The organism is Rahnella sp. CJA17(1/100) (assembly GCF_963881615.1).
In the GTDB taxonomy this organism is placed as follows: Bacteria; Pseudomonadota; Gammaproteobacteria; order Enterobacterales; family Enterobacteriaceae; genus Rahnella; species Rahnella aceris.
In genome coordinates, this window is the sequence record NZ_CAWOJA010000022.1 from 426,426 (window position 1) to 440,692 (window position 14,267).

Below are 14,267 nucleotides of genomic sequence, written 5' to 3' on the forward strand. Positions count from 1 at the left end.
AGTTAAAACAAAAGATTAGATTTTGCAGGCGCCGCTTTCACAGTCATCAGCCACATCGGCTTTCATGTCTTCCTGTACATCATCAGCACCGTCACGGGTGTTCTGATAGTACAGCGTTTTCACGCCAAATTTGTAGGCGGTCAGCAAGTCTTTCAACAACTGTTTCATTGGCACTTTGCTGTTCGGGAAGCGCGACGGGTCGTAGTTGGTGTTTGACGAAATCGCCTGGTCGATGAATTTCTGCATTACGCCAACCAGTTGCAGGTAGCCGTCGTTGTTCGGCATATCCCACAGCAGTTCGTACTGATCTTTCAGACGTTCGTACTCCGGCACAACCTGACGCAGAATCCCGTCTTTCGACGCTTTGATACTGATGTGGCCGCGAGGTGGCTCGATGCCGTTGGTGGCGTTGGAGATCTGCGAAGAGGTCTCGGACGGCATCAGCGCGGACAGCGTAGAGTTACGCAGGCCGTATGTTTTGATATTTTCACGCAGCGTATCCCAGTCCAGATGCAGCGGTTCGTTGCAGATAGCATCCAGATCTTTCTTGTAGGTATCCACCGGCATGATGCCTTGTGAATAGGTGGTTTCGTTGAACCACTGGCACGCGCCTTGTTCTTTCGCCAGTTCGTTGGAGGCTTTCAGCAGGTAATACTGAATGGCTTCGAACGTTTTGTGCGTAAGATTGTTTGCGCTGCCGTCGGAATAACGCACACCGTTTTTCGCCAGATAATACGCGTAGTTAATCACGCCGATACCCAGCGTACGTCGGCCCATCGCACCGCGTTTTGCGGCTTTGATCGGGTAATCCTGATAATCGAGCAGGGCGTCCAGAGCGCGAACTGCCAGAACAGCCAGTTCTTCCAGATCGTCGAGGCTTTCGATCGCACCGAGGTTGAAAGCAGACAGCGTACACAGCGCGATTTCGCCGTTTTCGTCATTAACGTCATCCAGCGGTTTGGTTGGTAGCGCAATTTCCAGACACAGGTTGGACTGGCGAACAGGCGCGATAGCCGGATCAAACGGGCTGTGGGTGTTGCAGTGGTCAACATGCTGAATGTAGATACGGCCTGTAGAGGCACGTTCCTGCATCATCAGGGAGAACAGTTCAACCGCTTTCACTTTCTGCTTACGGATGCTGGCATCCTGCTCGTACTTCTCGTACAGACGCTCGAACTCGTCCTGATCGGCAAAGAACGCATCGTACAGGCCAGGTACGTCAGACGGGCTGAACAGGGTAATGTCGCCGCCTTTCACCAGACGCTGATACATCAGTTTGTTGATCTGCACGCCGTAGTCCATATGACGGACGCGGTTGCCTTCAACACCACGGTTGTTTTTCAGTACCAGCAGGCTTTCGACTTCCAGATGCCACATCGGGTAGAAGAGTGTCGCTGCGCCGCCACGAACACCGCCCTGAGAACAGGATTTCACCGCAGTCTGGAAATGCTTGTAGAACGGGATACAACCGGTGTGGAACGCTTCGCCGCCACGGATCGGGCTGCCCAGCGCACGAATGCGACCGGCGTTGATGCCGATACCGGCGCGTTGTGAAACGTATTTCACGATGGCGCTGGAGGTCGCGTTAATGGAATCCAGACTGTCGCCACATTCGATCAGCACGCATGAGCTGAACTGACGGGTCGGAGTGCGCACGCCGGACATAATTGGCGTAGGCAGGGAAATTTTGAAGGTTGAAATCGCGTCGTAGAAACGTTTGATGTAATCCAGACGCGTTTCGCGCGGGTAGCCGGAGAACAGGCAGGCCGCGACCAGAATGTAGAGGAACTGAGCGCTTTCGTAGATATCGCCGGTCACACGGTTCTGTGCCAGATATTTCCCTTCCAGTTGCTTAACCGCAGCGTAAGAGAAATTCATGTCGCGCCAGTGGTCAATAAAACTGTCCATCTGCTCGAACTCTTCAGCCGTGTAGTCTTCCAGCAGATGTTTGTCGTATTTACCCATTTCAACCATGCGGGTCACCTGGTCGATCAGTTTTGGTGGTTCAAACTGGCCGTAGGCTTTTTTACGCAGGTGGAAGATCGCCAGACGCGCGGCCAGATATTGGTAATCCGGTGCATCTTTAGAGATCAGATCAGCCGCCGCTTTGATGATGGTTTCGTGAATATCAGCGGTTTTGATGCCGTCATAGAACTGGATGTGTGAACGGAGTTCTACTTGAGAAACTGATACGTTTTGAAGACCTTCCGCTGCCCAGTCAATGACACGGTGGATTTTATCAAGGTTGATGCGTTCTGTGCGGCCATCACGTTTAGTAACAAGCAGACTTTGGTTCATTGGGTGCGATACCTTAAAGGTTTATAAAGGGTCTGACCTGACCGCGTAAAACATGCGCGGCAGCACAAGAGGTTCCTAGTGTGCTGGTCAGGATATAAACACAATATATTGTGGGTTTGTTATTTTCTGATGACAAGATAGTGATTGAATGTCCCTTTTGCAAGTGAACAAAACGGGCAGATTTGTGGATAAGTTGGGGAGAAATTTTGACGTCAAGCCTGAGAAGTCCGTCATTGCTGGCGCGACAAACCTGTCAATATCTCAGATACGATTTTCTTATATTTTTATGAAAGGTGATCAACTGCCGGTTTATTAAACGTTAGAAAAAAACGCTATATTGATCTGGATAACTATTCTAAAAAATCATGTTGCGGTGTTCACGCCAACCAACGTCCTAAAAACTAAGGTTTTAACCCCGGCATACCCCGTCTCTTAACGTAAATTCTACTGGATTAGCGGAAAAAATGACTTGCAACCGATGACGATTTGGCGTCGCCGTACAGCCGTTAAGCCGCTTCGGGGCAACCTTGCTAGCAGGTTTTTGTTCACTTTCTGAAAAGTGCGTTTTTGAGAAAAATGAGCCTTATTATAAATACATATGATGAATAAATGATGTTGTTTATATATTCTAAATTTATCATTAAGTGGTCTCCCGGCACTGTGCATATTACTTTCGCTCCTCTTTCATCAGGTGCGGGATTAGAATTTCAATGGTCTTCAATAAAATCACGGCGTGTTTGTTTTTGGCATTTAATTTATTGCCTTTTTCAGCGATGGTTTACGCAGAAACTCTCCCGGCCTGTTCAGGGTTGCAAATTACTGAAAGTTGCAACGCCACGGCCACCACGCTTGAAAATAAAACCCTCAATACCTATACCGTGGCTGATGGCGCTGAGATGCAGTTCTCCGGCCTGAACGGTTCAGGCTCCTCGGGCGGTGCTTTCCACCTGGGAAACAGCACCACACTGGAGATTATTCCTGAGAGCACCACCGGTTACAGCGTATTTACCGGAAACAGCAGTTCGGGAAACGGTGGCGCGATCTTTGCGAAAGAAAACTCGACGGTATACTTAGAAAATACCCTGTTCATTGATAACGTCGCCCATGATTACGGCGGCGCAATATATATGAATGGCACCAATGATGAAGGTGATACTGATCTTGCCATTACTAATGCCGTGTTTTCAGGGAATATTTCCAGTGAGGGGAAAGGCGGCGCTATTTATTCTCTTAATAATAAAGTCCAGCTGACAAATGTTTTATTTGAGGATAATCAGGCAAAAACCAACAAAAGTGCCAGTTCAGGTAATGGTAGCGGTGGTGCGATTGATGCCACGGACAATACGTCTGACTCCCACGGCAGCATGTTTATCACTAACAGTGAATTCACCGGCAATCAGGCCGAAGGACAGGGAGGCGCAATCTACACCAGCAGTGCGTCTACGCCATTCCTGATCAACATCAATATTGATGAAAACTATCAAGAAAATGATGGTGTTGCCTATTACCACGATAACGTCGCTGGCAATTATGGCGATGCACCCGATGCCGCTGGCGGCGGGTTCATGTATCTCGGCCACAGCGAAGCCGATTTTGATATTGCCGCAGATAAAACGCTGGTCATCGGTAATACCGCCAACGACGGCGCTTATGACTCGATCGCCGGTTATGGCGCGATTTTCAAACGCGGTGCTGGTGAACTGGTACTTAATGCTGATAACAGCGGTTTTACCGGCGTATTCGACATTTTAGAGGGCACGGTCACGCTGGGACGTGATGACACGCTGATCAATGTCGGCGACACCAACTGCCAGGCTGCGGCAGATACCTGTCACGGTATTGTGTTAGGTAACGATAATTATGTGAATGACACGGCAATACTGAATGTTGGCAGCACGCAGCAAACCTTTAAAAATGCCTTTATGGGGCATGAGAACAGCACATTGAATATTGATGCTGGCGGTAATGTCATTGTTAACAGCGGCTATATGGCGGGGACAACCACCGGAGCAGGCGACCTGACCGTGGCAGAAAATGGCAGTTTCACCCTGACCGGCGCGCAGTCTATGGGGCTGGATGGCGACATTGTGGTGGAACAAAACGCTGTACTCAGCGTTCAGGGCGATGCTGAAGATTTAGCGATATTGCAGGCCGATCCGCAGTCTGTTGTGCTCGACGGCGGTGTGCTGGATTTGTCGGACATGACCACTTTCAACGGTGAGGCGAATCAGACTAACGACGGCCTGACGATTACAGGGTCCGGCGGTACGGTAATCGGTAATGCTGATCTGGTGACGCTGGGGACGGGCAGCGACTATCACGTTGATGGCGGCGTGTATGCGGTGATTGATGCCGGTGCCGGACGCGTCACGCTGGCGGATAACAATACTTATCTGGGCACGACGCAGATCGCTTCCGGGACATTGCAGGTCACCGGTAACTCTCAGTTGGGCGATGAAGCCTATAACCGTCAGGTCATTTTTACCGATCCGGCACAGGCCAGTACGCTGGAGATTTCTGCGCCGGGCGATACCAGCGGGCAGGTTGATACCACTTCAGCACAAACCGGTAAGGCACGAGATATTGAAATGCGGGCCTCAGGGACGATGCAGGTGGACGACGGCGTGACCACGCAATGGGGCGGCTTAACCGCTGACAGTACCGGCGGGCAGGCAGACGTTGACAGCACGTTCACCAAAACCGGTAACGGTACGTTGATTCTGAAAGATTCGGGCAACAGCCATTCCGCTGTCCGGGTCGAACAGGGTACTTTGCAGGGAGGCGCGGAAAACATCATCGCAGACGCCTCTTCATTGTACGTCGGCGAAAATGCCACGTTTGCCACCGGCATGGATCAGCAGGTGCGCAGCATTGATGCGGATTCCACCGGTACACTGTTGATTTCCGACAACACTCAGCTGGTCCTGACAAATCAGGACACTTCCTCGGCGCTGGATGCCAGCTTGTTTACCGGCACGGGCGGCACGCTGGTGAATGCTACGTCCGGTATGGCGCTTAAAGGCACGCTGAACACGAACCTTTCCCTGGATGCATTGACCTATTTAGCCGGTGTGACGGTCAACGGCAGCCTTGATAACAGCGCAGGAACCGCCAGTCTGGAGAATGGCAAGGCCGGGGATACGCTGACGGTCAACGGTGATTACACCGGCGGCGGCACGCTGGTGCTGGAAACTGAAATGAATGGTGATACCTCGGCGACCGACCAGCTGATTCTTAACGGCAATACTTCCGGTGATACCGCGCTGGCGGTTGTGCCGGTCAGCGGCATCGGGCAGGCGACACAAACCGGCATCAAAGTTGTCGATTTTGTTGCCGACCCGCAAAGCTTCCAGAACGCGGCAGATTTCCATCTGGCCGGTGGTCAGCAATATATCAATATGGGTGCCTACGACTATTCTCTGGTGCAGGATAATCAGGACTGGTATCTGCGCTCGCAGGTGGTGACGCCGGAGCCTCAACCGGAACCTCAGCCCGATCCTGACGTCCAGCCGCAGCCTGATCCCGATGTTCAACCGCAGCCGCAACCTGTGCCAGCCTCTGGCGGGGAAGATTTTACACCGGTGCTGAACCCTAAAATGGGCGGCTATATGAGCAACCTGCGCATCGCCAATAATGCCTTCAGTATGACGGCGCAGGATCATGCCGGTGCCGGTCATGACAATATTAAGCTGCGGGTCGATTCATCGCGCGACAGCTCAACCTTTGCCAGCCAGATTGACAGTCACAATGACACGTCAGTGGTTCAGATCAGCAGCAATTTCCTGCGCAATAACGCAGGTGACGGGGAAATCCTGGCGGGTGTGGTGGGCGGTTACAGTAACAGCCACGGCGATAGCACCAGCGTACTGACCGGGCGCAAATCAGATAATGACAGTCAGGGATACGCCGTCGGACTGACCGCTTCCTGGTATCAGAACGCACAGGATCATCAGGGCGCGTATCTCGACAGCTGGATGCAATATGCCTGGTTTGATAACAGCGTCAGCGAAGACGGTACAGGTGATGATAATTATCACTCTTCCGGCCTTTCCGCCTCACTGGAAGGTGGTTACCGTTTTACCCTGATGCAGGGAAACCAGTGGAACTGGACGGTGCAACCCCAGGCGCAGGTGATTTATCAGGGGGTGAAGCAGAAAGATTTTACCGCGTCGAATCAGTCGAAAGTGGCACAACAGGGAGATAATAACGTTCAGACGCGCTTAGGCTTGCGCAGTGAATGGAATATTCATCCGTCGCCGACGCTGCATCTCAGACCTTTTGTAGAGGCGAATTACCGCCATAACAGCGCGGAAACTTCCCTGAATGTGGATGGCGTGAATTTCACCGATAACACCGCCAAAGACAGTGCGGAACTGAGTACCGGGATCAGTGGCAATTTGGGCGAAAATACCACGCTCTGGGGCAAGGTTGGACAGCAAGAAGGGTCAGATGATTTTTCGCAAACCGAAGCGTCAGTTGGGGTGAGTATTCGCTGGTAAGTCAGTCGGTTAGCCGTGAAATTAAAAGGGTGCAGCGCAGGCTGTACCCTTTTTTGCGGTCAGAATATTACAGCGCCTGGGTGTGGATCATGTAGTTCACATCAACATTTGGCCCGAGTTTGAAATGGTCGGTCAGCGGGTTGTAGTGCAGTCCCATAATGTGACGCTCAAACAGCGATGTGCGGTCAATCATGCCCAGCAGTTCAGACGGCTTGATGAATTTTTTGATGTCGTGCGTGCCTTTCGGCACCATTTTCAGCACATATTCAGCGCCGAAAATGGCCATCAGCCAGGCTTTATTGTTGCGGTTGATGGTGGAAAAGAACACATGGCCGCCAGGTTTCACCAGACGCGCGCAGGCGGCAACGACAGAAGCCGGATCCGGTACGTGTTCCAGCATTTCCATGCAAGTCACCACGTCATATTGCTGCGGATGCGCGTCGGCGTGCGCTTCCACGGTTTCCTGCACGTACTCCACCTTCACGCCGCTTTCCAGCGCATGCAAACGTGCTACCTGCAAGGGTTCGCCGCCCATGTCCAGTCCGGTGACTGTCGCCCCCGCCACTGCCATGCTTTCACTCAAAATGCCGCCACCGCAGCCGACATCGAGAACATTTTTTCCAAACAGGCCATCGGCGCGTTCGAGAATGTAGTTCAGACGCAGCGGATTGATGCGATGCAGCGGTTTGAATTCGCCTTCCAGATCCCACCAGCGCGAGGCGACGGCTTCAAATTTGGCGATTTCTTCATGGTCGATGTTTTGCGGTGTTGCGGAGGGTGTGGTTGTCATGAGCGTGATGAACTCCTTATAACTTGATTAGCGGATTATACATATTCCATCTGCTTTGGCTCAGTTTTGTCGTTTTGGTTAATGTTTATACGAAATGAAGCCCTGCGTGCAAAGGTTTGAAACGCGTTGGATAATAGTCGGCAAAAGGGGGCGGTTGTTTTCCACGTTTGGCTGGTTTGTGGTATAGTTTTACACCTTTGCGCTATATATGCCTACGTGGGCAGCGGCCATGAATAATCAGTAGAGGGATAGCAGCTCCATGAGCGACCTTGCCAGAGAAATCACACCGATTAACATCGAAGAAGAGCTTAAAAACTCTTATTTGGATTATGCGATGTCCGTTATTGTCGGACGTGCGTTACCAGATGTGCGCGATGGTTTGAAACCGGTGCACCGCCGCGTACTTTTCGCAATGAATGTCCTCGGTAACGACTGGAATAAAGCCTATAAAAAATCGGCCCGTGTGGTCGGTGACGTTATCGGTAAATATCACCCACACGGTGATACCGCGGTTTATGACACCATCGTTCGTATGGCTCAGCCTTTCTCACTTCGCTATATGCTGGTGGACGGGCAGGGTAACTTCGGGTCAGTGGATGGCGACTCCGCAGCAGCCATGCGTTATACCGAAATCCGCATGTCAAAAATTGCACACGAATTGCTGGCAGATTTAGAAAAAGAAACTGTCGATTTCGTGCCAAACTATGACGGCACAGAACAAATTCCTTCTGTTATGCCAACGCGCATTCCCAACCTGCTGGTTAACGGCTCGTCGGGTATCGCTGTCGGTATGGCAACCAACATTCCGCCGCATAACCTCACCGAGGTGATCAACGGCTGTCTGGCGTATATTGAAGATGAAAACATCAGCATTGAAGGGCTGATGGAACACATCCCGGGGCCAGACTTCCCGACGGCTGCGATCATCAACGGTCGCCGTGGTATCGAAGAAGCTTACCGTACCGGCCGTGGCAAAATTTATATCCGTGCCCGTGCTGAAGTAGAAGCCGATGCGAAAACCGGTCGCGAAACCATCATTGTTCACGAGATCCCGTATCAGGTGAACAAAGCCCGTCTGATCGAAAAGATCGCCGAGCTGGTGAAAGAAAAACGCGTCGAAGGTATCAGTGCGCTGCGCGATGAGTCTGATAAAGACGGCATGCGTATCGTGATTGAAATTAAACGCGATGCTGTCGGTGAAGTGGTTCTGAACAACCTGTATTCCCTGACGCAACTGCAGACGTCTTTCGGCATCAACATGGTGGCACTGCACCAGGGTCAGCCGAAGATTCTCGGTCTGAAAGAAATTCTGTCAGCGTTCGTCCGCCACCGCCGTGAAGTGGTGACGCGTCGTACCATTTTCGAACTGCGTAAAGCCCGCGACCGTGCTCATATCCTCGAAGCACTGGCTATCGCGCTGGCGAACATCGACCCGATCATTGAACTGATCCGTGCGGCACCGACGCCGGCTGAAGCGAAAGCTGGCCTGGTCGCGCGTTCATGGGATCTGGGCAACGTGTCAGCAATGCTGGCAAGTGCGGGTGACGATGCAGCCCGTCCTGAATGGCTGGAGCCGCAGTTTGGTATTCATGATGGAAAATACTTCCTGACTGAGCAACAAGCCCAGGCCATTCTGGATCTGCGTCTGCAGAAACTGACCGGTCTTGAGCACGAAAAACTGCTGGATGAATACAAAGAGCTGCTGGTGCAAATCGCTGAGCTGCTGTTCATCCTGTCCAACCCTGACCGTCTGATGGAAGTCATTCGTGAAGAACTGGAAGCGATCCGTGATCAATACAACGATCCGCGTCGTACCGAAATTACGGCAAATACCTCTGACATCAACATCGAAGACCTGATCAATCAGGAAGACGTTGTGGTGACCTTGTCGCATCAGGGCTACGTGAAATATCAGCCTCTGACTGATTACGAAGCGCAGCGTCGCGGCGGTAAAGGGAAGTCAGCAGCACGCATTAAAGAAGAAGACTTTATCGATCGTCTGCTGGTGGCCAATACCCACGACACTATTCTGATGTTCTCAAGTCGCGGGCGTCTGTACTGGATGAAAGTCTATCAGTTGCCGGAAGCCAGCCGCGGTGCCCGTGGCCGTCCTATCGTCAACCTGTTGCCGCTTGAGCCGAACGAACGCATTACCGCCATTCTGCCAGTACGTGAGTACGAAGAAGGTCGTCATGTGTTCATGGCAACCGCCAGCGGTACCGTGAAGAAAACTGCGCTGACCGATTTCAGCCGTCCACGCAGCGCCGGCATTATCGCCATCAACCTCAACGAGGGTGATGAGCTGATTGGTGTTGACCTGACTGACGGTAAAGACGAAGTCATGCTGTTCTCTGCAGCCGGTAAAGTCGTGCGCTTCTCTGAAGAAGCCGTCCGCTCAATGGGCCGTACGGCGACGGGGGTTCGCGGTATCCGTCTGGGCGAAGGCGACAGCGTTGTATCGCTTATCATCCCACGCGGTGACGGTTGTATCCTGACTGTGACGCAGAACGGTTTCGGTAAACGTACTGAATCGACCGAGTACCCAACTAAATCTCGCGCAACCCAGGGCGTTATCTCAATCAAAGTGAGTGAGCGTAACGGACCGGTTATTGGTGCGATTCAGGTTGATGAAGCGGATCAAATCATGATGATCACCGATGCCGGTACGCTGGTGCGTACCCGTGTTTCCGAAGTGAGTACTGTTGGCCGTAACACCCAGGGTGTGACGCTTATCCGTACCGCAGACGATGAGAATGTGGTTGGCTTGCAGCGTGTTGCAGAACCGGTTGAAGACGAAGAACTGGATGGCGTAGCCACCGAAGCGGGCGAACTGGAAGCGGCACAAGCAGCCGATCTGCCAGACGACGCGGAAAGTGAAGACGATCAGCCAGCTGATGACGAAGAAGAATAAGTTTTCTTAGTCAGCAGACAAAAGGGCATAACAATAGTTATGCCCTTTTTTATTGGATTCGTCTTAAAACAAATCTTTCACCTACACTGCATTATGCGGCGCTTTTTAGAAAGTCTGGCAATAGTGTATCCTGATCCCCATTCCGCTCGCTGAGCCGTTTTGCTAATGGTTAATCCTTGAAATATCTTGCTTCGTTTCGCACAACGCTAAAAATCTCCCGTTATCTTTTCCGGGTGCTGGCGCTTATGTTGTGGACACTGGGTGTGCTGCTGACCACCTTTTATGTGCTGAATATTTTCCATAACAAAGAATCCGAGATCCGCGACGAGGATAATCTCAATTACGATCTGGCGCAGAGTTACATCAAAAATTCCAATGATGTGATGCACAGCATTAAGTTTATGGCTGAGAATCGCCTGAGCGCTTCAGTGAACGGGCTGGATATCATCAACGGCATAATCAGCACTAAAAACACGGCGCCGTCTTATCTCTCATTGTTCCCTGAGTCCGACTGCTCGCAGATTAATGATAGCTACCGTAATTCGCTGGCTTCGCTGGGTAACATGATCCATTACTGGAAAGACAACTTTTCCGATGCCTACGATCTCAATCGCGTGTTCCTCATCAGTGGCGAGAGTTTGTGTCTGGTTGATTTTGGTATCAGCAGCGAACCGTTCGAGCGCGAAAGCCAGGAACAGTTGAAATCATTGCATGAAAAAATTATGCAATATCGCAACAGTAAGAGCACAGATAAAGAAAACAGCCTGTACTGGGTGTCGCAGTCCGGCAGTAAAGACTCCGGAAATTTGTATGTGCTGACCCCGATTTATGTCGGCAATAAACTCGAAGCGCTGATGGGTATTCAACAAAATTTGCGCGCCGAAGATTTGTTGAATCCGAATTCACAGCACACCGCCGTGACGTTGCTGGATGAAGACGATCAGCCGCTGCTGGGGATTTCCGAGGACGGGCACTACAGCGCCGCGCCGGGCGATTATCCGCAGGCCAGTTCATTCTTCGGGTATGTAAATGGTTATAAAGATTTGGTCTACAAAAAGCCGCTGACACCGTCCTCGCTGAGTGTGGTGTATTCCATGCCGTTTAATACGGTGATCGAGCGATTTAAGATCCTGATTTTTAATGCGGTTTTACTGAATATATTCTCCGGCCTGTTATTGTTTATTCTGGCCTGGGTTTTTGAGCGCAAAATGTTTTTACCGGCCGAGGAAAACGCATTCCGGCTTGAAGAACATGAACAGTTTAACCATAAAATCGTGGCCTCAGCACCGGTCGGTATTTCCATTTTGCGTATCAGCGATGGCGTTAACATCCTGAGTAATGAACTGGCGCATAATTATATCAGCATGCTGACGCAGGAAGACCGGCAGCGTATTACGCGGATCATCTGCGATCAGCAGACCAATTTCGTCGATGTCATCACCAAGAACAATAACAACATCCAGCTGAGTTTCGTGCATTCGCGCTACCGTAATGAAGACGTGGCGATTTGTGTGCTGATCGACGTCAGTGCGCGCGTGAAAATGGAAGAGTCTTTGCAGGAAATGGCTAATGCGGCCGAGCAGGCCAGCCAGTCGAAATCAATGTTCCTGGCAACCGTCAGCCATGAATTGCGCACGCCGCTTTACGGTATCATCGGCAACCTGGATTTACTGCAAACGCAAGGGTTGCCTCAGGGCGTTGACCGTCTGGTGACGGCAATGAATAACTCGTCGGCACTGCTGCTGAAAATCATCAGCGACATTCTCGACTTCTCCAAAATTGAATCCGAGCAGCTGAAAATCGAGCCGCAGGAATTCTCCTGTCGCGAAGTGATCACTCACATTGCCGGTAACTATTTGCCGCTGGTAGTGAAAAAACATCTGGGACTTTACTGCTTTATCGAACACAACGTGCCGTTATCATTCAACGGCGATCCGGTGCGTCTGCAACAGGTCATCTCCAACATCCTGAACAATGCGATTAAATTTACCGACACCGGCTGCATTGTTCTGAATGTCAGAACCTGCGGAAACTATCTTGAGTTTCAGGTGCGCGATACCGGCGTCGGGATCCCTGAGCGGGAAATCACCCGCCTGTTTGATCCGTTCTTCCAGGTCGGAACCGGCGTGCAGCGCCATTTCAAGGGCACCGGTCTGGGGCTGGCTATCTGTGAAAAGCTGATTAACCTGATGGATGGCGATATTGAGGTGGAGTCGGAACCGGGGCTGGGCAGCTCGTTTACGGTGCGTATTCCGCTCTACAACGCCACTTTCCCGTCGGGTGAGCCGCTGGACAACTGGCAGGACAAAACGGTCTGGCTGGATGTACGCAATGCTTATCTGGAAAGTTACCTGATGCAACTGATGCGTTATCACGGCGCGAATGTTCAGCGCTGCGAGCCGGAACTGCAAAGCCAGCGGGAAGATGTGCTGATTACTGACACGCCGCTGATCCATAAGGGCGAACTGGCCGCACAGATTGAATTTTCCATCGGCCATATCGGGCCGCCAGTCGAAACGCGTCCGGGTTACTGGATTCATAGTACGTCCACACCACTGGAAATCACTGCGCTGCTCAACCGGATTTACCGTCTCGAGACGACAGCGGAAGAGGGCGGCTCAGCGACGCCGGAAGCGGCTGTGGCGCAGGATTACAGCGATATTACCTTGCTGGTGGTGGATGATCATCCGATTAACCGCCGTCTCCTGGCGGATCAACTGGGCACGATGGGCTATATCGTGTTGACGGCGAACGACGGGATTGACGCACTGGATGCCATGCGTGCGCATGAAATTGATATTGTGCTCAGCGACGTCAACATGCCGCGCCTCGACGGGTACGGGCTGACGGCAAAACTGCGCGAACTCGGTCATACCTTACCGGTGATCGGCGTCACCGCTAACGCGCTGGCGGAACAGCGGCAGCGCTGTCTCGAAGCGGGAATGGATAACTGTTTATCCAAGCCAGTCACACTGGAAACCCTGCGCGATACGCTGCGTTATTACAGTGCGCTGGTTCGCAGAAAGCGACAATCCTGACGGACGACGTCGGAAAATACAAAAGGCACCTTCCGGTGCCTTTTTCACGTCTTAACCTACATAACACCCTGAAACGTCAGTCTTTATCCACCGGCTGGGAGCTGACGGAAGACAGATAGTTCAGCAGGGCGATATCGTTTTCCACGCCCAGTTTCAGCATCGCAGATTTCTTCTGGCTGCTGATGGTTTTAATGCTGCGGTTCAGCTTTTTGGCAATCTCCGTCACCAGGAAACCTTCTGCGAACAGACGCAGCACTTCGCTTTCTTTCGGAGACAGGCGTTTGTCGCCGTAACCGTTGGCGCTGATTTTTTCCAGCAGTTTTGCCACGCTGTCCGGCGTGAACTTTTTGCCTTTCTGCAATGCGGCCAGCGCTTTTGGCAGGTCAGTTGGCGCGCCTTGCTTGAGCACAATCCCCTCGATATCCAGATCCAGTACAGAACTCAGGATCGCCGGATTATTGTTCATGGTCAGAACAATGATGGATAACTGCGGGTAGTGGCGCTTGATGTATTTGATCAGGGTGATGCCATCGCCGAATTTATCGCCCGGCATGGACAGGTCAGTGATCAGCACATGAGCATCAAGTTTGCTTAAGCTGTTAACCAGTGCAGTTGAGTCTTCGAACTCGCCTACAACATTCACCCATTCAATTTGTTCAAGGGACTTACGAATACCAAACAGGACGATAGGATGGTCATCAGCAATAATTACGTTCATATTATTCATGTGA

General features: G+C 51.6%; 6 protein-coding genes. 3 read left to right on the forward strand and 3 right to left on the reverse strand.

Going from position 1 to position 14,267, the window contains the following annotated elements; all coding sequences use genetic code 11:
* Positions 1–15: 15 nt before the first annotated feature.
* A complete protein-coding gene (gene nrdA / locus AACU55_RS13470; RefSeq protein WP_037036183.1) occupies positions 16–2,298 on the reverse strand; it encodes a class 1a ribonucleoside-diphosphate reductase subunit alpha in 2,283 nt (760 codons plus the stop codon).
* 710 nt (positions 2,299–3,008) lie between these two features.
* Here nrdA and yfaL point away from each other — a divergent pair.
* Positions 3,009–6,797 (forward strand): AIDA-I family autotransporter adhesin YfaL/EhaC, encoded by a 3,789-nt coding sequence (yfaL, locus tag AACU55_RS13475; protein WP_134705606.1) that lies wholly within the window; start codon positions 3,009–3,011, stop codon positions 6,795–6,797.
* Positions 6,798–6,864: 67 nt separating this feature from the next.
* Here the strand turns inward: yfaL and ubiG are convergent, their stop codons facing one another.
* Positions 6,865–7,587 carry a bifunctional 2-polyprenyl-6-hydroxyphenol methylase/3-demethylubiquinol 3-O-methyltransferase UbiG gene (ubiG, locus tag AACU55_RS13480; RefSeq protein WP_013574617.1) on the reverse strand — a complete coding sequence of 241 codons (723 nt, stop codon included), beginning with the start codon at positions 7,585–7,587 and terminating at the stop codon, positions 6,865–6,867.
* A 259-nt stretch (positions 7,588–7,846) separates the two neighbouring features.
* Here ubiG and gyrA point away from each other — a divergent pair, with 259 nt between their 5' ends.
* Positions 7,847–10,498 carry a DNA topoisomerase (ATP-hydrolyzing) subunit A gene (gene gyrA / locus AACU55_RS13485; RefSeq protein ID WP_013574618.1) on the forward strand — a complete coding sequence of 884 codons (2,652 nt, stop codon included), beginning with the start codon at positions 7,847–7,849 and terminating at the stop codon, positions 10,496–10,498.
* 176 nt (positions 10,499–10,674) lie between these two features.
* Positions 10,675–13,536, forward strand: a complete 2,862-nt coding sequence (gene rcsC, locus AACU55_RS13490; RefSeq protein ID WP_134705607.1) for a two-component system sensor histidine kinase RcsC — start codon at positions 10,675–10,677, stop codon at positions 13,534–13,536.
* Positions 13,537–13,612: 76 nt separating this feature from the next.
* On the opposite strand, the gene rcsB is transcribed toward rcsC, so the two are convergent.
* Positions 13,613–14,263, reverse strand: coding sequence for a response regulator transcription factor RcsB (gene rcsB / locus AACU55_RS13495; RefSeq protein ID WP_013574620.1), 651 nt, complete (start codon positions 14,261–14,263; stop codon positions 13,613–13,615).
* Positions 14,264–14,267: the final 4 nt, after the last annotated feature.

What these genes read in the sequence shown, in the direction of transcription:
- yfaL (WP_134705606.1), top strand. Translation starts at nt 3,009, where the DNA reads ATGGTCTTCAATAAAATCACGGCGTGTTTGTTTTTGGCATTTAATTTA.
- rcsB (WP_013574620.1), bottom strand. Translation starts at nt 14,263, where the DNA reads ATGAATAATATGAACGTAATTATTGCTGATGACCATCCTATCGTCCTG.
- nrdA (WP_037036183.1), bottom strand. Translation starts at nt 2,298, where the DNA reads ATGAACCAAAGTCTGCTTGTTACTAAACGTGATGGCCGCACAGAACGC.
- ubiG (WP_013574617.1), bottom strand. Translation starts at nt 7,587, where the DNA reads ATGACAACCACACCCTCCGCAACACCGCAAAACATCGACCATGAAGAA.
- gyrA (WP_013574618.1), top strand. Translation starts at nt 7,847, where the DNA reads ATGAGCGACCTTGCCAGAGAAATCACACCGATTAACATCGAAGAAGAG.